Source organism: Aeromonas sp. S18(2024) (assembly GCF_041402525.1).
GTDB classification, from domain to species: domain Bacteria; phylum Pseudomonadota; class Gammaproteobacteria; order Enterobacterales; family Aeromonadaceae; genus Aeromonas; species Aeromonas enteropelogenes.
Genome location: NZ_JBGLQV010000020.1, coordinates 1 through 20,732 on the forward strand (window position 1 = coordinate 1; position 20,732 = coordinate 20,732).

The 20,732-nt window shown below is 59.9% G+C and carries 19 protein-coding genes and 1 pseudogene; 8 read left to right on the forward strand and 12 right to left on the reverse strand.

The features are described 5' to 3' along the window. Nucleotides 1–129: 129 nt before the first annotated feature. Nucleotides 130–228: pseudogene (locus ACB034_RS20685) on the reverse strand (alpha-amylase family glycosyl hydrolase); the annotation flags it as partial. Between the two features lie 144 nt (nt 229–372). Here ACB034_RS20685 and ACB034_RS20690 point away from each other — a divergent pair. After that, complete coding sequence (locus tag ACB034_RS20690; RefSeq protein WP_371173643.1) at nt 373–1,041, forward strand: hypothetical protein; 669 nt, start codon at nt 373–375, stop codon at nt 1,039–1,041. 169 nt (nt 1,042–1,210) lie between these two features. On the opposite strand, the gene glyS is transcribed toward ACB034_RS20690, so the two are convergent. Together glyS and glyQ are read right to left on the reverse strand one after the other, a co-directional pair. Then, nucleotides 1,211–3,280, reverse strand: coding sequence for a glycine--tRNA ligase subunit beta (glyS, locus tag ACB034_RS20695; RefSeq protein WP_371173644.1), 2,070 nt, complete (start codon nt 3,278–3,280; stop codon nt 1,211–1,213). A gap of 9 nt (nt 3,281–3,289) precedes the next feature. Then, nucleotides 3,290–4,219 (reverse strand): glycine--tRNA ligase subunit alpha, encoded by a 930-nt coding sequence (gene glyQ / locus ACB034_RS20700; protein ID WP_010672400.1) that lies wholly within the window; start codon nt 4,217–4,219, stop codon nt 3,290–3,292. Between the two features lie 209 nt (nt 4,220–4,428). Here glyQ and ACB034_RS20705 point away from each other — a divergent pair, with 209 nt between their 5' ends. Together ACB034_RS20705 and ACB034_RS20710 are read left to right on the forward strand one after the other, a co-directional pair. After that, on the forward strand, nt 4,429–5,025 hold the full coding sequence (locus ACB034_RS20705) for a DNA-3-methyladenine glycosylase I (RefSeq protein WP_371173645.1): 597 nt from the start codon (nt 4,429–4,431) through the stop codon (nt 5,023–5,025). Nucleotides 5,026–5,171: 146 nt separating this feature from the next. Next, entirely contained in the window at nt 5,172–5,828 is a 657-nt protein-coding gene (locus ACB034_RS20710; protein WP_124239956.1) for an OmpA family lipoprotein, read from the forward strand. A gap of 116 nt (nt 5,829–5,944) precedes the next feature. Here ACB034_RS20710 and ACB034_RS20715 read toward each other — a convergent pair whose 3' ends face one another. Together ACB034_RS20715 and tusA are read right to left on the reverse strand one after the other, a co-directional pair. Continuing rightward, nucleotides 5,945–6,292, reverse strand: a complete 348-nt coding sequence (locus ACB034_RS20715; RefSeq protein ID WP_225633671.1) for a RidA family protein — start codon at nt 6,290–6,292, stop codon at nt 5,945–5,947. A 20-nt stretch (nt 6,293–6,312) separates the two neighbouring features. Beyond that, complete coding sequence (gene tusA, locus ACB034_RS20720; protein WP_026456802.1) at nt 6,313–6,558, reverse strand: sulfurtransferase TusA; 246 nt, start codon at nt 6,556–6,558, stop codon at nt 6,313–6,315. A gap of 169 nt (nt 6,559–6,727) precedes the next feature. On the opposite strand from tusA, the gene ACB034_RS20725 reads away from it, so the two are divergent. Beyond that, nucleotides 6,728–6,919, forward strand: coding sequence for a hypothetical protein (locus ACB034_RS20725; RefSeq protein WP_026456803.1), 192 nt, complete (start codon nt 6,728–6,730; stop codon nt 6,917–6,919). Nucleotides 6,920–6,988: 69 nt separating this feature from the next. Here ACB034_RS20725 and ACB034_RS20730 read toward each other — a convergent pair whose 3' ends face one another. The 6 genes from ACB034_RS20730 to ACB034_RS20755 all read right to left on the reverse strand — a co-directional run bounded on the left by ACB034_RS20730 (nt 6,989) and on the right by ACB034_RS20755 (nt 16,193). Further along, nucleotides 6,989–8,227, reverse strand: coding sequence for an ABC transporter substrate-binding protein (locus ACB034_RS20730; protein ID WP_042073437.1), 1,239 nt, complete (start codon nt 8,225–8,227; stop codon nt 6,989–6,991). A gap of 7 nt (nt 8,228–8,234) precedes the next feature. Beyond that, nucleotides 8,235–9,677, reverse strand: a complete 1,443-nt coding sequence (locus ACB034_RS20735) for an ATP-binding protein (protein ID WP_042027102.1) — start codon at nt 9,675–9,677, stop codon at nt 8,235–8,237. Nucleotides 9,678–9,728: 51 nt separating this feature from the next. Next, entirely contained in the window at nt 9,729–10,451 is a 723-nt protein-coding gene (locus ACB034_RS20740) for a response regulator (RefSeq protein WP_042073435.1), read from the reverse strand. A 268-nt stretch (nt 10,452–10,719) separates the two neighbouring features. Continuing rightward, a complete protein-coding gene (fadA, locus tag ACB034_RS20745) occupies nt 10,720–11,883 on the reverse strand; it encodes an acetyl-CoA C-acyltransferase FadA (RefSeq protein WP_127008343.1) in 1,164 nt (387 codons plus the stop codon). 21 nt (nt 11,884–11,904) lie between these two features. Beyond that, on the reverse strand, nt 11,905–14,052 hold the full coding sequence (gene fadB, locus ACB034_RS20750; RefSeq protein WP_371173646.1) for a fatty acid oxidation complex subunit alpha FadB: 2,148 nt from the start codon (nt 14,050–14,052) through the stop codon (nt 11,905–11,907). 203 nt (nt 14,053–14,255) lie between these two features. Then, a complete protein-coding gene (locus ACB034_RS20755) occupies nt 14,256–16,193 on the reverse strand; it encodes an acetoacetate--CoA ligase (RefSeq protein WP_371173647.1) in 1,938 nt (645 codons plus the stop codon). A gap of 191 nt (nt 16,194–16,384) precedes the next feature. Here ACB034_RS20755 and pepQ point away from each other — a divergent pair, with 191 nt between their 5' ends. Genes pepQ through hemG form a run of 4 tightly spaced genes read left to right on the forward strand, consistent with a single transcriptional unit; the run spans nt 16,385 to nt 20,350 of the window. After that, nucleotides 16,385–17,707 (forward strand): Xaa-Pro dipeptidase, encoded by a 1,323-nt coding sequence (pepQ, locus tag ACB034_RS20760; RefSeq protein ID WP_371173648.1) that lies wholly within the window; start codon nt 16,385–16,387, stop codon nt 17,705–17,707. After that, nucleotides 17,707–18,324: a YigZ family protein gene (locus tag ACB034_RS20765; RefSeq protein ID WP_371173649.1), complete on the forward strand. Its 618-nt coding sequence runs from the start codon at nt 17,707–17,709 to the stop codon at nt 18,322–18,324. Before pepQ ends, ACB034_RS20765 begins: the two co-directional genes overlap by 1 nt. 36 nt (nt 18,325–18,360) lie before the next feature. Further along, a complete protein-coding gene (locus ACB034_RS20770; protein ID WP_061476969.1) occupies nt 18,361–19,818 on the forward strand; it encodes a TrkH family potassium uptake protein in 1,458 nt (485 codons plus the stop codon). A gap of 7 nt (nt 19,819–19,825) precedes the next feature. Then, nucleotides 19,826–20,350 (forward strand): menaquinone-dependent protoporphyrinogen IX dehydrogenase, encoded by a 525-nt coding sequence (hemG, locus tag ACB034_RS20775; RefSeq protein WP_042027112.1) that lies wholly within the window; start codon nt 19,826–19,828, stop codon nt 20,348–20,350. A 156-nt stretch (nt 20,351–20,506) separates the two neighbouring features. Here the strand turns inward: hemG and ACB034_RS20780 are convergent. Then, nucleotides 20,507–20,732: hypothetical protein (locus ACB034_RS20780; RefSeq protein WP_371173650.1), on the reverse strand; the 226-nt coding region annotated here is incomplete at its 5' end.

Genomic DNA, 20,732 nt, shown 5'->3' on the forward strand with positions numbered 1-20,732 from the left:
TAGGGCGTATCGGCGAGGCTGATCTGGCGTGAACGGGCGATGGTCATGGCAACTTCCTCGGCAGTGATGTATCAAGCCAAGCAGCCAGCTATGTGGTTGTCAAAGAGGTGGATGTCCCAGAATCTGCTCATCCTGACCGCAGAGAAAGGCCCGCCGGACACAGCGGCTGACCACATGGTAATAGGGCGTATCGGCGAGGCTGATCTGGCGTGAACGGGCAATGGTCATGGCAACGTCCTCAGCAGTGATGTATCAAGCCAAGCAGCCAGCTATGCCTTTGTCAAAGAGGTGGGTGTCCCAGCTTTCCTGCGGCTGACCACATGGTAATAGGACGTATCGGCGAGGCTGATCTGGCGTGAACGGGCGATGGTCATGGCAACTTCCTCGGCAGTGATGTATCAAGCCAAGCAGCCAGCTATGTCGTTGTCAAAGAGGTGGGTGTCCCAGCTTTTCTTTTTGGTCGGCGTAATACTTACAATACTTGTATCTTTTCTCTCTGGGTTTATTAATAAATTAAGCTATAACAAATCGGCTAGAATGCAAATTCATCATCTAACCGAATCTAATATAATGCGATGTCAAGTTAATATAGGTGTTCTAAATAATGAGATTGATGGATTATCTTCTCGGGGGAAATTTACATTGAATGGTCTTGCTTTGCTTCAAGACTACGAAAATACGTTAATTTATACACCAGCACAATTTAGACCTGCAGAGCTTTTTTTAATCCGAATGCAAACCACAGCATTGAACTCACATCATGCGCAACTGGCGTCAATGCTAGAACAAAGAGCCAGGCTAGATATAGAGATTAGAAAAGCCTCCCAAGGTGAGCAGGAGTGGGAGTTAACAGGGCTAAGGCTCGAGTATGATAGGCACCTTAAAAATAAATTTTCTGAGATACAAGAGTTTACAAAAGCCCTTAGAGATTATATTGACCTTGGATGTCTCAAACGATTTGTTATGAATTTCACTCCCCTAAGAGTGATTAAAAACCAGTCAATGGAAGTTGTCATGGAGACTCCAACTCAGACCAGCTAACTGGTACTCTACATCACATGGGCGGACCTATTATTAGGTAGATCTATTAATTATTTCTTAACCATTACACCGCCTGTTTTATTAGTGAATGTTAAATCTATTGGTAAGCACTCAATAAAAAACGGCGCCTTAACGGCGCCGTTTTTAATATCAATCAACCCAACCAGGATCACTGCAGCAGGGAGATATCCGCCACTTGCAGGAACAGGTTGCGCAGGTTGTTCAGCAGCGCCAGACGGTTGGCCTTGAGGGCCTCGTCGTCGGCCATCACCATGACTTCGTTGAAGAAGGTGTCGACCGGCTCGCGCAGGGCGGCCAGACGGGTGAGGGCTGCCTGATAGTCACCGGCGGCGAACAGCGGGGCCAGTTCGGCTTGCAGTTCGGCAACCTGGGTGGCGAGCGCCTTCTCGGCGGCATCGACCAGCAGTTCCGGTTTGACGGCAGTCGGCAGTTCGCCTTCGACCTTGGCCAGAATGTTGCTCACGCGCTTGTTGGCGGCAGCCAGTGCCAGGGCGGCATCCAGGGTGCGGAAGTGGCTGACGGCCTTGACGCGACGATCGAAGTCGAGCGGACGGGTCGGGCGGCGGGCCAGTACGGCCAGCACCACGTCGGCACCGATGCCTTCGTCCTGATAGGCGGCGCGGAAGCGGCCCAGCATAAAGTCGACCACGTCGGTGACGACGGTTTTGTTGGTCAGCTTGTCGCCGTAGACGCGTACCGCTTCTTCAACCAGTTCAACCAGATCCAGATCCAGCTGCTTCTCGGTCATGATGCGCAGGGCACCGATGGCGGCGCGACGCAGGGCGAACGGGTCCTTGTCACCCTTCGGCAGCATGCCGATGCCGAAGATACCGGCCAGGGTGTCGAACTTGTCGGCCAGTGCGACGGCGCAGGCAACCAGACCGGACGGCAGGGCATCGCCGGCAAAGCGCGGCATGTACTGCTCGTTGAGGGCCACGGCCACCGCTTCGTCTTCGCCATCGTGACGGGCGTAGTGCATCCCCATGACACCCTGGGTATCGGTGAACTCGCCGACCATGTTGGTCATCAGATCACACTTGGAGAGCAGACCGGCACGCTTGGCCTGAGCCACGTCGGCACCGATGCGCTCGGCGATAAAGCCGGCGACGGTCTCGATGCGCTCGACCTTGGCCTTGACGGTGCCCAGCTGTTGCTGGAACAGCACGGTTTCAAGGCGCGGCAGGCGGGAGGCCAGGGTCTGCTTGAGGTCGGTCTTGAAGAAGAACTCGGCGTCTGAGAGACGGGGGCGAACCACCTTCTCGTTGCCGCTGATGATCTGGCTCGGGTCTTTGGACTCGATGTTGGTGACGAAGATGAACTTCGGCAGCAGCTTGCCGTTCTTGTCGTAGACCGGGAAGTACTTCTGGTCACCCTTCATGGTGTGCACCAGCGCCTCGGCCGGCACGGCCAGGAACTTCTCTTCGAAGTTGGCGGTCAGCACAACCGGCCACTCGACCAGTGCGGTGACCTCTTCCAGAAGGTCGTCGTCCAGATCGGCCACGCCACCGAAGGCAGCAGCGGCCGCTTCGGCGTCAGCCTTGATCTTGGCCTTGCGCGCCATGAAGTCGGCAATCACCATGCCGCGCTCCTGCAGGATCTGCGGGTACTGGCTGGCGTTGTCGATGGTGAATTCGCTCTCGCCCATAAAGCGGTGACCGCGAAGGGTGCGGGCAGAGTCGATACCCAGAATGTGGGCGGGCACCAGATCCCCATCCAGCAGCAGGGTCACGGTGAACACCGGACGCACGAACTGGATGGTCTTGTCGCCCCAGCGCATCATCTTCGGGATGGGCAGCTTGGCCAGCGCTTGGCTAACCAGCTCACCCAGCAGATCGACGGCCGGACGGCCTTCGACCTTGGCGGTGTGAACCAGCCACTCACCCTTGTCGGTGACCAGACGCTCGGCCTGCTCAACGGTGATGCCGTTGCCACGGGCCCAGCCTTCGGCGGCCTTGGTCGGCTTGCCTTCGGCATCGAACGCCTGAGCTACGGCCGGGCCGCGCTTCTCGACGCTCTTGCTCGGCTGTTCGCCGGCCAGTTCGTGCACCTTCAGCGCCAGACGGCGCGGGGAGGCAAACCACTCGACGTCGCCGAAGGCCAGATCGGCCTTGGTCAGTTCGCTCTTGAGGTTGTCGGCAAAGGCTTCGGCCAGGGAGCGCAGGGCTTTGGGCGGCAGCTCAGCAGTACCGATCTCTACCAGAAATGTATGTTGTGCCATGTCCGTTCCTTAACCTTGCTTGTTCTCGTTGCTGCCGCGTTGGCACATCGGGAAGCCCAGCGCTTCGCGGGAGGCGTAGTATGCCTCTGCCACGGCCTTGGTCAGGGTGCGAATGCGCAGGATGTAGCGCTGACGCTCGGTGACCGAGATGGCCTTGCGGGCATCCAGCAGGTTGAAGGAGTGAGCGGCCTTGAGGATGCGCTCGTAGGCAGGTAGCGGCAGCGGTTTTTCCAGTGCCAGCAGGTTCTGGGCTTCCTTCTCGTACTGCTCGAAGCAGTGGAACAGGAACTCCACATCGGCGTGTTCGAAGTTGTAGGTGGATTGCTCCACTTCGTTCTGGTGGAACACGTCGCCGTAGGTGGTCTTGCCCAGCGGGCCGTCAGACCAGACCAGATCGTAGACGCTGTCCACGCCCTGGATATACATGGCCAGACGCTCGAGACCGTAGGTGATCTCGCCGGTGACCGGCTTGCACTCGAGGCCGCCAACCTGCTGGAAGTAGGTGAACTGGGTCACTTCCATGCCGTTCAGCCACACTTCCCAACCCAGACCCCAGGCACCCAGGGTCGGGTTTTCCCAGTTGTCTTCCACGAAGCGGATGTCGTGGATCTCGGGATCCATACCCAGCTCTTTCAGGGAGCCCAGATAGAGTTCCTGAATGTTGTCGGGGGAAGGCTTGATGATCACCTGGAACTGATAGTAGTGCTGCAGGCGGTTCGGGTTTTCACCGTAGCGGCCGTCAGTCGGACGGCGGGACGGTTGCACGTAGGCGCAGGCGATGGGCTCCGGGCCCAGGGCACGCAGACAGGTCATGGGGTGAGAAGTACCGGCACCCACTTCCATATCCAGCGGCTGAATGATGGTACAGCCCTGGCGGGACCAATAGTCCTGCAGCTGCAGGATCAGGCCCTGAAAGGTTTTGACATCGAATTTTTGCATAATTTTTTTCGCGCGAAATGAAATCAGAGCAAGATTTGCTGAATGTGAACCGAAGGAGTATACCGTCTGGCATGGTCGGATAATAGGCGAAATTACAGCGGATTAATGTGATGGCGCTGCGCCGGGCCTGGGCGGGAGGGGTTGTCGGCACTCCCACACCCGGGTTGGTATCGACCCCGGGGATTGGATGAAATGACAGGAGAGAGGGAATGGAGTTGCGTTGCGCCTGGGTGACCAAAGACCCGGAATACATCGAATACCATGACAAACAGTGGGGAAGGCCGGTCCATGACACGCGCGAGCTGTTTGCCAAGCTCTGCCTCGACGGCCAGCAGGCAGGGCTGTCGTGGATCACCATCTTGAAGCGCACCGAGAGCTACCATCGCGCCTATGCCGACTTCGATCCGCTGCGCATCGTGCAGTTCGACGAGCAGGATGTGGAACGGCTGATGCAGGATACCGGCATCATCCGCAACCGGCTCAAGGTGCAGTCGATCATCAAAAATGCCCGCGCCTATCTGGCGCTGGAGGCCGAAGGCATCGACTTTGTCGATTATCTGTGGGGCTTCGTGGGCGGCGCCCCCATCGTCAACCAGCGCCAGGGCAACGGCGACATTCCGGCGACCTCGCCCGAGTCGGATGCCATGTCCAAGGCGCTCAAGAAGCGCGGCTTCACTTTCGTCGGCAGCACCATCTGCTACGCCTTCATGCAGGCGGTGGGCATGGTGAACGATCATCTGGTGACCTGTCCCTGCCACGCCGAGTGCCAGCAGGTGATGAGGCCAGCTGATCAGGTCCGCGGGTAGCCAGCCGCGTGGTGGCCTCACGCGGTTTCGTATAAAAAACCAGCACTCTCGCCAGCCGTTCAGGTCTGCGTCAGACAATGGCGCGATGGCACGCTACAATCCGGCCCCCGGCATGGTGCCGGATTGTTTTTACAGAGGTTTTTTTCATGCGAGCCAAGATTCTGGTGCCAGCTCTGGCGCTGACCGTTGCCCTGAGCGGCTGTACTACCAACCCCTATACCGGTGAATCCCAGACTTCCAAGGGCGCCTGGGGCGCGCTGGCGGGTGCGGCGGCTGGGGCGGCCGTGGGGGCACTCTCCTCCAGCAAGGGCGATCGCAAGAAGGGCATTCTGACCGGCGTGGCCGCCGGCGCCGCCTTGGGCGGCGGTATCGGTTACTACATGGACGTGCAGGAAGCCAAGCTGCGCGAGAAGTTGCAGGGCACTGGCGTCAGCGTGACCCGAAACGGTGATCAGCTGATCCTCAACATGCCGAACAACGTCACCTTCGACAGCTCCAGCGCCCAGCTGAAAGCGGCCGGTGCCAACACCCTGTCCGGCGTGGCCATGGTGGTCTCCGAGTTCGACAAGACCCGCCTGAACGTGGTCGGTCACACCGACAGCACCGGCTCCCGCGAGCTGAATATGCGTCTCTCCCGCGAGCGCGCCGACGCCGTCGCCGCCCAGCTGATTGGCCAGGGCGTGAGCGGTAGCCGCATCTCCACCTACGGCGTGGGTCCGGATCAGCCGATCGCCACCAACAGCACGGCCGCAGGCAAGGCTCAGAACCGCCGGGTGACTATCACCCTGACCCCGATCGGTTAAGCGGTCCGGTTGTCGTCTACGAAAAGGCCCCGCCAGCGATGGCGGGGCCTTTTGTTATCCAGTGGCCGGATGGGCGACCCGGTGGATACTGTGTCGTCGGGTCATGCCGTTCGGGATCAGGCGGCGGCGGTCAGCTGCACTTCCACCTTGTAACCTTCGTGGGCCAGACGGGCCTGGACGCAGGCGCGGACGGGGGCTGTACCTGCCGGGATCCAGGCATCCCACTGCTCGTTGAAGGCAGCGATGTCAGCGATGTCTTTGAGATAGATGTTGGCCATCAGGATCTTGTCGACGCCGGAGCCGTTGGCTTCCAGCAGGCGTTGCAGGCTCTCCAGCACCTCGCGGGTCTGCTGGTGGATGTCGGCCTCTTCGCTGGCAGGCACTTCCACCACATAGAGGGTGCCGTTATGGATGACCACGTCTGACCAACGCTGGGTAGTGCCGATACGGGTAATGGTTGTCATGGTGTGCTCCGGTGCAGGATTCACTGACCCTTGCGGATCAGATAGCGATAAGGGGCCTGTTCTGTCTCGCTGGCGATCAGGGTGTGATCCATGAAGCGGCAGAAGCTGGGAATGTCGCGGGTGGTTGAGGGATCATCGGCGCTGACCAGCAGGGTCTCACCCTCGGCCATCAGGCGTACTTTTTTGCGCACCATCATCACGGGTTCCGGACAACGGAGCCCGATCGCGTCCAACTCATGGTTTGCGTCGCAGAATAAATCACTCATCTCTTATTAACCTTCAACCAATTCGGCTGCCAATGATACTCAGGGCTAAAAAATAAGCAAATTATCGGCCTTTTCTTGGCACATGTAACTGAAATGTTGTCACGGGCCTACCCACCTTGCGCCGGATGAGTAATATAAAAATTGCACCATATTCAACAAGGAGGTGAATATGCAAGTCTCCTACGGCAGATTGCAGGCCTACGCAGGCATGGGGTTCTTGTCTTTCGCCATGATAGTGATGGGCAGCCCGATCGGGAACACAGGCACCTGGTTCGGTTCTCTGGTGATGGTTGGATTGGGGCTCTGGATCGAGCTCAGCGATTACTACGACGAAGATGAGGACGAGAACGATCAACCTTGAACCTGATGCAGGGTTCACCACAAAGGCGGAGCAACTCCGCCTTTGTCATTTCCGCCGTCCGGTGGCTTATCAGCGGGTCGAGCGCATGGCCCGCTCCAGATGTTGCGCCGTCAGCTGCGGGTTGGCTCTGGGGTCGTTGAAGAAGTTGCTCAGCACATCGAAGATCGCCTGACGCATGTTGGTGGAGGTGGCCATCCCCTCCGCCATGCTGGGCAGCAGGTTGTGCTGTTTCTCGGCTTGCAGGAAGTCCTGATAGGAGCGCACCGCGCAGCGATCGAACTTGCTCATGTCCGGGTTGACCAGTGCCGGGATCGAACCCTTCACCCGATTGAACTCTTGCTGGAAGGAGGGAGTCATCAGCAGGCTGGCCAGCTCGCCCTGGGCCTGCAGCTGGGCAGGATCCCGCTGCTTGAACATGGCGATGGAGTCCAGGTTGTAGCTGAATAGTCCCTCGCTGCCCGGGCTCGGCAGGCAGGCGATATCCTCGCCGGGTCGGTAGTTACCGGCGCTCAGTTCCCCCTTGACCCAGTCTCCCATCACTTGCATGGCGGCGCCACCGCTCTCCAGCAGGTTGGTGGCCTGGTGCCATTTCAGTCCGGCGTATTTCTCCGGCACATAGGCGCGCAGCTGCTGGAAGCGGGTCAACACCTTCACCATCACGGGGCCGGTCAGGGTGTCATTGTCCTGTTCTATAAAGGCCTTGCGGTAGAACTCCTTGCCCCCTTCACCGAGCGCCACCGTTTCGAACAGTACCGCCAGCTGCCAGGGTTCGTTGCCAATGGCCAGCGGGGTGATCCCGCGCTTTTTGAGCCGTTCGGCGACCGCGACAAACTGGGCCCAGTCGGTGGGCGGGGTTAGCTGGTACTTGTCGAAAATCTTGCGGTTGAGCCATAGCCAGTTGACTCGGTGAATGCCGGTGGGTACCGCCATCAGGGCGCCGTTCTGGCTGAGTGTCTCCCGCACCATGGGGGGCATGCTGTCATACCAGCCGAGGTGTTCGGCCATGGGGGAGAGATCGCGCAGGAAGCCGAGACCGGCCCACTCCTTGAGCTCAAAGCCCTTGAGGTGGGCCGCCTCCGGCGGATTGGCCGCCAGCGCCCGGCTTTTCAGCACCGTCATGGCGCTCTTGCCGCCGCCCCCCTGTACCGCGAAGTCGTTCCACTCGTTGCCCTTGGCGATCCACTCGGATTTGAGCACTTCGACTGCTTTTGCCTCGCCCCCGGATGTCCACCAGTGCAGCACCTCCACCTGGGAGGCGCAGGCAGAACCGGACAACAGAGCAAACAGAGTGAGGGGAAGCCACTTCATGGGAGTACTACCTTGGCAGGGAGAGGGTGGCCTGCAGGCCGCCTTGCGGACGATTTTCCAGCACCAGATCGCCGCCGTGGGCATGGGCGATGTTGCGGGCAATGCCGAGCCCGAGGCCGGTCCCGGCCTGATCCGTGCTGAGTCGGTAATAGGGTTCGAAGATGCGTTCGAACTGATCTTCCGGCAGGCCGGGGCCCTCATCCATGATGAAGAGGATCAGCATCTCCTCGTCGTCCATGATGATGATGCGCACCTTCTGGCCATATTTGATGCCGTTGTCCACCAGGTTGCCGATGCAGCGCTTGAGGGCCAGCAGCTTGCCACGATAAGGCCATTTGCAGTGCCCTTCTATGGTCAGTCGCTCGTCGTGCAGGTTCATCGACTCGGCCATCTGCTCCAGCAGGGCGTTGATGTCGATCTCTTCGATGTTCTCGTGGATGTCGGTCTCTTTCACCGTCTGCAGCGCCCCCTTGACCATCAGCTCCAACTCGTCGAGATCCTTGTTGAACTTGCCGATCTGGACTTCGTCGTCGAGCAGCTCGACCCGCAGCCGCAGCCGGGTGATGGGGGTCTTGAGGTCGTGGGAGATGGAGCTGAACAACCGCTCCCGATCATCGATATAGCGCCGGATGCGGTGCTGCATGATGTTGAAGGCGCGGGTGGCGGCGACGATCTCGGAGGCGCCTTCCTCTCGAAGCGGTGGCTGGTCGATATCCTTGCCGAGGTTGACCGCCGCCTTGGCGAGCCGGCGCAGGGGCCGGGTCTGCCAGCGTACCAGCATGAAGGTAAAGAAGCAGAGGAACACCGTCATCAGGGCGATGAAGCGCACCTGGTTGCTCGGCATGACGGTGTCATCCAGCGTCATGTAAGGGGCCGGCAGCAGGGCGGCCAGATAGAGCCACTCGCCCGGCTCTATCTCGATCTGGGTCACCAGCACCGGCGGGTTGATGGGTTCCAGCGACAGGGTATAGCGGGCCCAGGAGGAGGGGAGATCCGCCAGCAGGGTGTCGTTGTTGAAGACGTGGAGATCCTCGGGCCGGGAGAAATCCACCTTGATCGCCATGGCGTCGGAGAGCTTGCGGCTCAGCACCCCCTCGACCTCCTGCAGCACCAGCATCTTGCGTTCGCTGTCCGGAATGGCGCTGATGTGGATCTCCTCCTCGTTCAGGGAAACGAAGAAGCGGCTGCCCCCCATGTTGCGCAGCTGGTCCAGGGCGATGTGGCGATACTGCAGCGGCAGCGACTTGAAGAAGTTGACGGTGGAGGCGGCCGATAGCGCCAGGTTGCGGGTGGTGCTGAGCATCCCCTCCAGCTCCCGCTTCTGGATCTGTTGCATCCAGATGCCGGTGAGAATGGTTTGGGAGAGCAGGATCGCCAGCAGCAACAGCAGCAGCATCCGCGATAGCAGGGAGCGGGGCACCAGTATCCCCCAGGACCATTTATTGGTCATGGCCGTTCGTGCCTGTGGTCGATCAGCATGCTGTTGCTACCTGTCTGCTCGTCATGGGAGCTCGTGAACCTCGGCGATCAGCATGTAGCCGCTGCCACGGATGGTCTTGATGATGCGCGGGCTCTTGCCGTTGTCACCCAGCTTCTGGCGCAGGCGGCTGATCTGTACGTCGATGCCGCGCTCCATGGGCAGGCTCTCGCGGCCACGGGTCGCATCGGAGATGGTGTCGCGGTCGAGCACCACGCCGGGTTGCTGCAGAAACATGCCGAGCAGCATGGCATCGCTGCCGGAGAGGTCCAGCAGGCTGCCATCCTCGTGGGTCAGCTGGTGGCTCAGGGTGTCCAGGGTCCACTCGGCAAAGCGCAGCCGGCGGCTAGGTTCTTTCTCTTTCTCCGGCTGGCGGAATTCGGCGCGGCGCAGCAGCGCCTTGATGCGGGCCTGCAGCTCGCGCGGGCTGAACGGCTTGGCGATGTAGTCGTCGGCACCGAGTTCGAGACCGATCACCCGATCCGCCTCGTCGGAGGCCGCCGTCAGCATGATGATGGGGACCTGGGAGTCGCGACGGATCTGTTGGCAGAGGGTAAAGCCGTCGTCGCCGGGCATCATGATGTCCAGAATGATCAGGTCCGGGCTGTGCTGGGCGAGTTGCTGGCGCATCTCGTTGCCCTCCGCTGCGGTCAATACCTCGAAGCCTGCCCGGGTCAGGTACTCGTTGAGCAGCTCGCGGATCTCTTGGTCGTCATCGACGATCAGCAGTTGTTTGCTCATTGACATATGTATGTGCATCCACCCATTTTTTTGTGCAGATTGAACCTGTCGGGGGAGCAAAAAGCAAGCAAGCCCCCCATCTAATGTGAGGTTAGGGGCAATATCCGCGGGTCGGGAAGGGGAAAACAAAAAAAGGCCGACCCAAACGGGGCGGCACATAACCAGTTTCTGATGTCAGGCCGCCACCCCGTGTGGCGGCGACCACAGACCTGAAAAGGGGCCAGTCAGACTGGCCCCGAAAGGGACAACGTTCAGTAGTACAAGGATGCCGGTATTACACCCGCTCGAACACGGTGGCGATGCCCTGACCCAGACCGATGCACATGGTGGCCACCCCCAGGGTGGCGTCCTTCTCCTCCATCAGATTGATCAGGGTGGTGGAGATACGGGCACCGGAGCAGCCCAGGGGGTGACCCAGGGCAATGGCGCCGCCGTTCAGGTTTACCTTCTCATCCACCAGGTCTTGCAGACCCAGATCCTTCACGCAGGGGAGGGACTGGGCGGCAAACGCCTCGTTCAGCTCGAACAAGTCGATGTCGCCGACAGTCAGGCCGGCACGCTTGAGTGCCTTCTGGGTCGCCGGCACCGGGCCGTAACCCATGATGGCGGCGTCGCAGCCGGCGATGGCCATGGCTCGTACCTTGGCGCGGGGCGTGAGGCCGAGCGCCTTGGCGCGATCCGCACTCATCACCAGCATGGCGGCGGCGCCATCGGACAGGGCCGAGGAGCTGCCGGCGGTGACGGTGCCGTTGACCGGGTCGAACACCGGGCGTAGCTGGCTCAGCGTGTCGACTGTGGTCTCGGGGCGGATCACCTCGTCGTAGTCGTAGAAGAAGCGGGCGCCGCTGGCGTCGTGCCCTTCCAGCCCGACGATCTCCTTGGCGAAACGGCCTTCCACGGTGGCGGCGTGAGCGCGGCGATGGGAGCGAGCGGCAAACTCGTCCTGCTGTTGACGGCTGATGCCGTGCAGCTTGCCGAGCATCTCGGCGGTCAGCCCCATCATGCCGGAGGCTTTTGCCACCGACTTGGCCATGCCGGGGTGGAAGTCGACGCCGTGGCTCATGGGCACGTGGCCCATGTGCTCGACGCCGCCGATGATGAAGATATCCCCATCACCCACCTGGATGGCGCGGGAGGCGTCGTGCAGCGCCTGCATGGAGGATCCGCACAGGCGGTTGACGGTGACCGCCCCCACCTGTTTCGGGATGCCGGCCAGCAGGGCGGCGTTGCGGGCGATGTTGAAGCCCTGCTCCAGGGTCTGCTGCACGCAGCCCCAGTAGATATCCTCGATCTCGTTCGGGTCTAGGTTGGGGTTGCGCAGCAGGATGGATTTCATCAGGTGCGCGGACAAGTCTTCTGCACGCACGTTGCGGAAGGCGCCGCCCTTGGACCGGCCCATCGGGGTCCGGATACAGTCGACAATGACTACGTCTTTCATGAATGGATCTCCTTTCCGCAATCAGTAGAAGGTTTTGCCCTGGGCAGCCATCTCACGCAGCTTGTCGCTGACGCGATAGAGCGGGCCCAGGTCGGCATACTGGTCGGCCATGGCGACATAGCGATCCAGACCAATGGTGTCCAGATAGCGGAACACGCCGCCGCGGAAGGGAGGGAAGCCCAGACCGTAGACCAGTGCTATGTCGGCTTCGGCTGGCGTGGCGACTATGCCCTCTTCCAGACAGAGCACCACCTCGTTGATCATCGGGATCATCATGCGGGCGATGATGGCCTCCTTGTCGAAATCCTGTTTCGGCTTGGCAATGGGGGCCAGCAGCTCGTAAGCAGCGGCATCGGCCACCTTCTTCGGCTTACCCTTCTTGTCGGCCTCGTAGGCGTAGAAGCCCTTGCCATTTTTCTGACCGAAGCGGCTCGCCTCGTACATCACGTCGATGGCGGTGCGACCTTCCTTGCTCATGCGCGCCGGGAAGCCCTGCGCCATCACATCACCGGCATGGTGGCCGGTGTCGATGCCGACCACGTCCAGCAGGTAGGCGGGGCCCATGGGCCAGCCAAACTCCTTCTCCATCACCTTGTCGACGGCGGCGAAGTCGGCGCCGTCGGCAACCAGCTTGTTGAAGCCGAAGAAGTAGGGGAAGAGCACGCGGTTGACGAAGAAGCCCGGGCAGTCGTTGACCACCACAGGTGACTTGCCCATGGCGGCGGCGTAGGCCACCACGCGATTGATGGTGTCGTCCGAGGTTTGCTCGCCGCGGATGATCTCCACCAGGGGCATGCGGTGCACCGGGTTGAAGAAGTGCATGCCGCAGAAATTCTCGGGGCGCTTCAGGCTCTTGGCCAGCAGGGAGATGGGGATGGTTGAGGTGTTGCTGGCGAGCACGGCGTCGTCGCCGATCACGCCTTCCACTTCACTCAGCACGGCCGCCTTCACTTTCGGGTTCTCGACCACGGCCTCGACCACCACGTCCACATGCTTGACGTTGTCATAGCTGAGGGTCGGGGTGATGGCGGAGAGCACCTGGCCCATCTTGATGCCGTCGATGCGACCGCGCTCGAGCTGGCCGTTGAGCAGCTTGGTGGCCTCATTCATGCCAAGTGCCAGCGCCTTCTCGTTGATGTCCTTCATCACCGCCGGGATACCCTTGCTGGCGGACTGGTAGGCGATGCCGCCCCCCATGATGCCGGCACCCAGCACGGCAGCGTGGCCGGTGGCCTTGTTTGCCTGCTTGGCGGCCTTCTTGGCCAGCGCCTTGATGTGCTGATCGTTGAGGAAGATGCCGACCAGCGCCTTGGCCACGTCGGTTTTCGCCAGCTTGATGAAGGTGGCGGCTTCGGTGGCCAGCGCTTCGTCCCGACCCATGCCGGCGGCGGCTTCCACCGTCTTCACGGCGGCCATGGGGGCCGGATAGTGTTTGCCCGCCACGGCGGCAACCATGCCGGCGGCGGTGGTGAAGCTCATCATGGCTTCCAGTTTGGAGAGGCGCAGCGGGGCCTTCTTGGCGGCGCGGCGGCCCTGCCAGTCCAGCTTGCCCGCGATGGCGTCCTTGATCATCTGCACGGCGGCGCACTGCAGCGCATCCGGGGCGACCACGGCATCGATGACACCCACTTTGAGAGCGTCATCGGCACGGTAATCCTTGCCAGTGGTGATCCACTCCAGCGCGTTGTCGGCGCCGATCACTCGCGGCAGGCGGACAGTGCCGCCAAAGCCGGGCATGATGCCGAGTTTGGTCTCGGGCAGGCCGATCTTGGCCGTGGTGTCGGCCAGCCGGAAGTCGGTGGAGAGAATGGTCTCGCAGCCGCCGCCCAGGGCGTGGCCCTTGATGGCGCTGAGGGTCGGCACCGGCAGATCTTCGATGGCGTTGAAGATGTCGTTGGCCTTTTTCAGCCAGCCGAGCAGATCTTCCTGCGGCAGATCGAACAGTTCCAGGAATTCGGTGATGTCGGCGCCGACGATGAAGGCGTCTTTGCCGGAGGTGAGGATCAGGCCTTTTAGTTCACGTTCTTGTTGTAATGCGGCGATCGCTTCGCTCAGGGAGAGCAGGGTGGCGCGATCCAGCTTGTTGACTGAACCCGGTGCGTCGAACCTGAGCTCGGCAATGCCGTCTTCCAGGTAGCTGACCGACAGGGTTTCGCCTTGGTAGATCATGAGAGTGTCTCCTTGTTCCCACACAGTGGGGCGTGGTGCTCCTTTATCCCCAGCAGGGGGCGAGGCTCACTATTGATCCAAAAGGAGACATTTTCAACACCTATTTAAAACATTTGTTTAACAGTTTTTATGGGGCGGCTCGCCATCACAAAACGGATAAAAAACAGGCGCCTTGCGGCGCCTGTTGTGAACTGAGGTTTTTGTCAGCTGGCCAACTCCGCCCGGTTGCGGTACTGGTTCAACACCTCGGGGTCGGCGAGGGCGTGGGTGTTGTTGACGGGGCGGTTGTGCACCACTTCCCGTACCGCCAGCTCCACTATTTTGCCGGACTTGGTGCGGGGGATGGCGTCTACCTGCAGGATGCGGGCGGGCACGTGACGGGCAGTGCAGTGCTGGCGGATCTGCTGGCGAATGCGATCGCGCAGGGCATCATCCAGCTTGAGGCCAGCCCTGAGCTTGACGAACAGCACCACCCGCTCATCCTGCTGCCACTGCTGGCCGATGACGATGCTCTCTTCTACTTCCTCCAGCTGTTCGACGTAGCGGTAGATCTCGCTGGTGCCGATGCGCACGCCTCCCGGATTCAAGGTGGCGTCGGAGCGGCCATAGAAGAGGATGCCGCCGGTCGCGGTCAGCTCGATCCAGTCGCCGTGGCACCAGACGTTGTCGAACAGCTCGAAGTAGGCGGCGTGGTACTTCTCGCCGTTTTCGTCCCCCCAGAAGCCGATGGGCTGGGCCGGGAAGGGCTTGGTGCAGACCAGCTCGCCCTTCTCCCCCTGCACCGGCTGGCCCGCCTCGTTGAACACCTGCACAGCGAGGCCGAGGCCGCGCCCCTGGCTCTCGCCGCGATAGACTGGGCTGAGCGGGTTGCCGATGACGAAGCAGGAGCAGATGTCGGTGCCGCCGGAGATGGAGCACAGTTGTACATTTGTTTTTATCTGCTCATAGACGTAGTCGAACCCCTCCTGCGACAGCACGGAACCTGTGCTGCAGATAAGCCGCAACTGCGGCAATTTGTGGGTCTTGATGGGGGCATAACCCTGTTTGTGCAGCGCGTCGAGATACTTGGCGGAGGTGCCGAACAGGGCGACCTCTTCGTCGCGGGCGAGATCCCACAGCACGTTGCCGTCCGGGTAGAAGGGGGAGCCATCGTAGAGCACCAGGGTGGCGCCGGAGGCGAGCGCGCTCACCAACCAGTTCCACATCATCCAGCCGCAGGTGGTGAAGTAGAAGATACGCTCCCCCGGCTTGATGTCGCAGTGCAGCTGGTGCTCTTTCAGGTGTTGCAGCAGGGTGCCGCCGATGCCGTGCACGATGCACTTGGGCTTGCCGGTGGTACCTGACGAATAGAGAATATAGAGCGGATCGTTGAAGGCCATGGGCTCGAACTGCAGACCCGCATCCGGCTGACTGGCCAGGATCTGGCGCCAGTCGTGGCCCAGTTGCAGGGGGTGGTCCAGCAGGGGGATCAACACAGTCTGCTGTATGCTGTCTATCTGTCCGACGACTCCCGCCACCTTATCCTGGATGTCGATGGCCTTGCCGTTATAGCGATAGCCATCCACCGCAAACAGCACTCTGGGGCGGGTCTGGCCGAAGCGCTCCACCACACTGGCCTCGCCAAAATCCGGGCTGGTGGAGGTCCAGATCGCCCCCAGGCTGGTGGTCGCCAGCATGGCGACTACGGTTTCTGGAATATTGGGCAGATAGGCCGCTACCACATCGCCACGGCCTATGCCCTGGCTGCGCAGCCATTGGGTCAGTCGGGCCACTTGATCTGCCAGCTCGCGCCAGCTCAGGGTGCGGCTGGCGCCTCCTTCGATGCGGGAGATGATGGCCGGGCTGTCGTCCTGGCGGCGCAACAGGTTTTCGGCAAAGTTGAGCCGACTATCGGGAAACCAACGGGTGCGCTGCATATCCTGGCGGTTTTCCGCCACTATGTTGCCGAGCTCCCCCTTGACGCCACAATGCTGCCACACCAGCGGCCAGAAGCGGGTCGTCTTCTCCACCGACCACTGATAGAGCTGGGGATAGTCCTGCAGCTGCAGGCCATGGAAGCGATTGACCTCGGCCATAAAGCGATAGAGGTTGGATTGCTGCATCCTGAGCGGATCCGGTTGCCACAGGCAGAGGTTGTCCATGAGTGATCCCTGACTTCATGTTATCTACCGGCAGTGTATTGAATTGTTCTTCATTTGTTAATTATTGGTTTCTTGTTGATAACAAGCGTTTTGTAACGTATGCGTTACCTCACGAAGCGGCAGCGTGACGGGTCGAGCCTCACCGTGCATGATGTTATGCTGCAATCACATTCATCTCGGAGCAGGACGCCATGAGCAGCTACAGCCAACTTTTTGCCCAGCACCTCGATACTTTGCAGCAGCGTACCCGCGACATTCTGCAACAGCAGGGGCTCAGCGGGCTGGCCATCCACTCCGGCCAGACGCATCGCATCTTCCTCGACGATCAGGATTACCCCTTCAAGGTGAACCCGCACTTCAAGGCTTGGTTGCCAGTGCTGGACAACCCCCATTGCTGGTTGTTGGTGGATGGCGTGAGCAAGCCGGTGCTGCTGTTCTATCGCCCGGTGGATTTCTGGCACAAGGTAGCGGACCTGCCCAATGCCTTCTGGGTCGACTTCTTCGAGATTCGCTTCCTCACCCGACCTGAGCAGGTGGCGGATCATCTGCCTGCCGACAAGCAGGAGTGGGCCTATCTGGGCGGACATCTCGAGGTGGCCGGCTTGCTGGGGCTGACCCAGCCCAATCCGGAGGCGGTCCTCAACTACCTGCATTATCACCGCGCCTACAAGACGGACTACGAGCTGGAGTGCCTGCGTGAGGCGAACCGGATCGGGGTGCGCGGCCATATCGCAGCCAAGGACTCCTTCATGGCGGGGGCAAGCGAGTTCGAGATCAACCTGGCCTATATGAAGGCGGTCGGGCAGGGGGCCAATGAGGCGCCCTACGGCAATATCGTCGCCATCAACCGCAATGCAGCCATTTTGCACTACACCCACCTTTCTGCCCTGCGGGTGCCGGATGCCGAGCGTTACTCCTTCCTCATCGATGCCGGCGTCGATTTTCATGGCTATGCCTCCGACATTACCCGTACCTGGGCGTGGCGCCGTGGCGAGTTTGCCGACCTTATCGCAGCGCTGGATGTGCAGCAGCAGGAGATCATCAAGGAGATCAAGCCGGGTCGCCGTTACAGCGAGCTGCACCTGCTGATGCACCACAAGCTGGCGCGCCTGCTGCAGGCCACCGAGCTGGTAGACATGTCGGTGGACGAGATGATCAACACAGGGGTGACCAATGTCTTCTTCCCCCATGGCCTCGGTCACTTCCTCGGTCTGCAGGTGCATGATGCCGGTGGCTTCATGCAGGACGAACGCGGCACTCATCTGGCGGCGTCCGAGCTGTTCCCCTATCTGCGCTGTATCCGGGTGATGGAGGTGGGCCAGGTGTTCACTATCGAACCGGGGCTCTACTTTATCGACAGCCTGCTGGAGCCGCTGCGCCAGGGTGAGCAGGGCAAACGGGTCAACTGGAACAAGGTGGAAGCGCTGCGCCCGTTTGGCGGCATCCGCATCGAGGATAACGTGGTGTTGCATGCTGACGGGGTGGAGAACATGACCAGACAAGCAGGGCTCTGATGGCGGTTGCCTATTCCATTCCGGCTGCACCGCTGGAGCTCAGCGAAGAGATCAAGAAGAGTCGCTTCATCACCCTGATCGCCCATACCCCGACGGTGGAGGCGGCCAAAGCGTGGGTGAACGAGGTCAAACGACAGCACCCAGCGGCCCGTCACCACTGCTGGGCCTTTGTAGCGGGCGCCCCGCAAGACAGCCAGGTCTATGGCTTCAGCGATGATGGTGAGCCCTCGGGGACGGCGGGCAAACCTATCCTGGCCCAGCTGATGGGCTCCGGATTTGGCGAGATCTGCGCCGTGGTGGTGCGCTATTACGGCGGGATCCAGCTTGGCACCGGCGGTCTGGTCAAGGCCTATGGCGGTGGCGTCGGAACCGCCCTCAAGCAGCTGACCACTTTACTCAAGGTACCGCGCACCCCTTCTATCATCCACTGTGATTACGGTGATATAGGGGTAGTCGAAGCTTTGGTGGGCAACTACGGTGGCGAGGTGCTGGCGGCCGAGTATGGTCAACAGGTCTCCCTGCAGGTGGCCTGGGAATCATCAGTTTGGGCTCAGGTTGATCGGGAATTGATCGATCGGACTCATGGGCGGGTATCCCTTGACCCCTTAGATGGCTAGAATCCATCGCTCTTTGATTCTTGATAGGGAGCAGGAATGCACATCCTGAGCATTATCCGCATTGTTGGCCTGCTGGTGGCGCTGTTCAGCTCGACCATGTTGTTGCCAGCGCTGGTGGCGTTTGGCTATCGGGATGGGGGCGGTTCTGAATTTGTCAGTGCCTTCGTGATTGCCCTGCTACTCGGGGTGGCACTCTGGTTTCCCAATCGTCATCACAAGCGGGAACTGGGCTCCAGAGAGGGATTCCTCATCGTGGTGCTGTTCTGGACCGTGCTTGGCAGCGTCGGTGCTCTGCCCTTTATGCTGGGTGACGTGCCTGACATGTCGGTTTCAGAGGCCTTCTTCGAATCCTTTTCCGGGTTGACGACCACGGGGGCGACCGTGCTGACCGGGCTCGACGAATTGCCCAAGGCGTTCCTGTTCTATCGCCAGTTGCTGCAATGGCTGGGGGGGATGGGGATCATCGTGTTGGCGGTCGCCATATTGCCGCTGCTCGGTATCGGTGGCATGCAGCTCTATCGTGCCGAAATTCCCGGGCCGGTCAAGGACAACAAGGTGACCCCACGTATCGCCGAGACGGCCAAGGCGCTCTGGTACATCTACCTGTTCATCACCACTGTTTGTGCCTTGGCATTCTGGGCCGCAGGAATGACGTTGTTCGATGCCATCTGCCACTCCTTCGCCACCGTGGCGATCGGTGGATTCTCGACTCACGATGCCAGCATGGGCTACTTCAACAGCTCGACCATCAACCTCATCACGGTGATTTTTCTGTTGATCGCTGGGGTGAATTTCACTCTGCACTTTGCTGCCTTCACTCATCGACCATTGCGGATCGGGGTCTATCTGCGGGATCCCGAAGTGAAGGTCTTCCTTGCCATCCAGCTGGCTTTGACACTCGTCTGCTTCCTGGTGTTGATGGCACACGGCAACTACGACAGCTGGAAGGAAACACTGGACCATGCGCTGTTCCAGTCGGTCTCCATCGCAACGACAGCGGGCTTCAGTACGGCAGGATTTGCCGAATGGCCGCTGTTCCTGCCGGTACTGCTGATGTTCTCCTCGTTTGTGGGGGGCTGCGCCGGGAGTACCGGCGGCGGGATCAAGGTGGTGCGTTTGATGTTGCTGCATCTGCAGGGGGTGAGGGAGCTCAAGCGTCTGATCCACCCGAGGGCCGTCTATCGCATCAAGCTGGGCAACAAGGCGCTGTCCGAGCGAGTCATTGAGGCCGTGTGGGGGTTCTTTGCCGCCTACGCCATCATCTTCATTTTGTGTATGTTGGGGTTGATGGCGACGGGCATGGATGAACTCACTGCATTTTCAGCTGTCGTGGCGACTCTCAACAACCTGGGGCCGGGCCTGGGGGCGGTGGCGCCTCACTTCGCTGATACCAGTGAAACCGCCAAATGGATAATGATCCTGGCTATGTTGTTTGGCCGATTGGAAATTTTTACGCTTCTGGTACTGTTTACTCCTGCATTCTGGCGTAGCTGAGGTTGTTATGGACAAGATTCTGGTGCTTTATTCCTCTCGGGATGGCCAAACCCGTAAAATTATTGATGTCATGCTGGAAGAGATGCCGGGATGCGATGTAGTGATGCATGATTTGCACACCTTGCCGATGTGCAACCTCAGCAAGTACAAGAAGGTGCTGATCGGCGCATCTATCCGCTATGGTCATTTTCATCCCAGCCTGCTCAGCTTTATTCATGCCCATGAAGAGCAGCTGGAAGTGGCCAATGCGGCCTTCTTCTGCGTCAACCTGACCGCCCGCAAGCCCGAGAAGCAGACACCGCAGACTAACGCCTATATGAAGAAGTTCTTGCGCCTCTCTCCCTGGAAGCCAAAGACTCTGGGGGTCTTTGCCGGAGCGTTGCAGTATTCCCGCTACAACTGGTGGCAGACCCGCATCATTCAGCTGATCATGAAGATCACCGGTGGCAGCACGGATACCAGTAAAGACATCGAGTTTACCGATTGGGAAAAAGTACGGGCATTTGCCCGGGAATTCTGGGCAAAAAGATAGCAACCGAATATTTTGATCGATGCCTTGGCAAACAAAAGCCCCGTGATAACGGGGCTTTTGTTTAATAAAAAAGCGGTTGGCACTAAAAACTGCAAAAAGTGTCATTTTTTGCAGTTTTCCCCTTGTCATCCCGGCGCGGCTCCCTATAATGCGCCCTCACCAGCACGGCGGTTCACGCCAAGCTGATGAGCCAGCTTCCTTAAGAAGCCGGCGCCGAAAGAAAAGCGAAAACAATTGCTTGACTTTCGAAGTGAGAAGCGTAATATGCGCTTCCTCAACGCGACAAGCGTAGCGCTCTTTAACAATTTGAATCAAGCAATCTGTGTGGGCACTCACAGCATCGAGCATCAAAAACAATTTTTGATTTTCAATGTCTGATGAA

Excerpts from the sequence above, each read along its gene's own strand:
- ACB034_RS20690 (WP_371173643.1), top strand. The coding sequence starts at position 373 with ATGGCAACTTCCTCGGCAGTGATGTATCAAGCCAAGCAGCCAGCTATG.
- glyS (WP_371173644.1), bottom strand. The coding sequence starts at position 3,280 with ATGGCACAACATACATTTCTGGTAGAGATCGGTACTGCTGAGCTGCCG.
- glyQ (WP_010672400.1), bottom strand. The coding sequence starts at position 4,219 with ATGCAAAAATTCGATGTCAAAACCTTTCAGGGCCTGATCCTGCAGCTG.
- ACB034_RS20705 (WP_371173645.1), top strand. The coding sequence starts at position 4,429 with ATGGAGTTGCGTTGCGCCTGGGTGACCAAAGACCCGGAATACATCGAA.
- ACB034_RS20710 (WP_124239956.1), top strand. The coding sequence starts at position 5,172 with ATGCGAGCCAAGATTCTGGTGCCAGCTCTGGCGCTGACCGTTGCCCTG.
- ACB034_RS20715 (WP_225633671.1), bottom strand. The coding sequence starts at position 6,292 with ATGACAACCATTACCCGTATCGGCACTACCCAGCGTTGGTCAGACGTG.
- tusA (WP_026456802.1), bottom strand. The coding sequence starts at position 6,558 with ATGAGTGATTTATTCTGCGACGCAAACCATGAGTTGGACGCGATCGGG.
- ACB034_RS20725 (WP_026456803.1), top strand. The coding sequence starts at position 6,728 with ATGCAAGTCTCCTACGGCAGATTGCAGGCCTACGCAGGCATGGGGTTC.
- ACB034_RS20730 (WP_042073437.1), bottom strand. The coding sequence starts at position 8,227 with ATGAAGTGGCTTCCCCTCACTCTGTTTGCTCTGTTGTCCGGTTCTGCC.
- ACB034_RS20735 (WP_042027102.1), bottom strand. The coding sequence starts at position 9,677 with ATGACCAATAAATGGTCCTGGGGGATACTGGTGCCCCGCTCCCTGCTA.
- ACB034_RS20740 (WP_042073435.1), bottom strand. The coding sequence starts at position 10,451 with ATGTCAATGAGCAAACAACTGCTGATCGTCGATGACGACCAAGAGATC.
- fadA (WP_127008343.1), bottom strand. The coding sequence starts at position 11,883 with ATGAAAGACGTAGTCATTGTCGACTGTATCCGGACCCCGATGGGCCGG.
- fadB (WP_371173646.1), bottom strand. The coding sequence starts at position 14,052 with ATGATCTACCAAGGCGAAACCCTGTCGGTCAGCTACCTGGAAGACGGC.
- ACB034_RS20755 (WP_371173647.1), bottom strand. The coding sequence starts at position 16,193 with ATGGACAACCTCTGCCTGTGGCAACCGGATCCGCTCAGGATGCAGCAA.
- pepQ (WP_371173648.1), top strand. The coding sequence starts at position 16,385 with ATGAGCAGCTACAGCCAACTTTTTGCCCAGCACCTCGATACTTTGCAG.
- ACB034_RS20765 (WP_371173649.1), top strand. The coding sequence starts at position 17,707 with ATGGCGGTTGCCTATTCCATTCCGGCTGCACCGCTGGAGCTCAGCGAA.
- ACB034_RS20770 (WP_061476969.1), top strand. The coding sequence starts at position 18,361 with ATGCACATCCTGAGCATTATCCGCATTGTTGGCCTGCTGGTGGCGCTG.
- hemG (WP_042027112.1), top strand. The coding sequence starts at position 19,826 with ATGGACAAGATTCTGGTGCTTTATTCCTCTCGGGATGGCCAAACCCGT.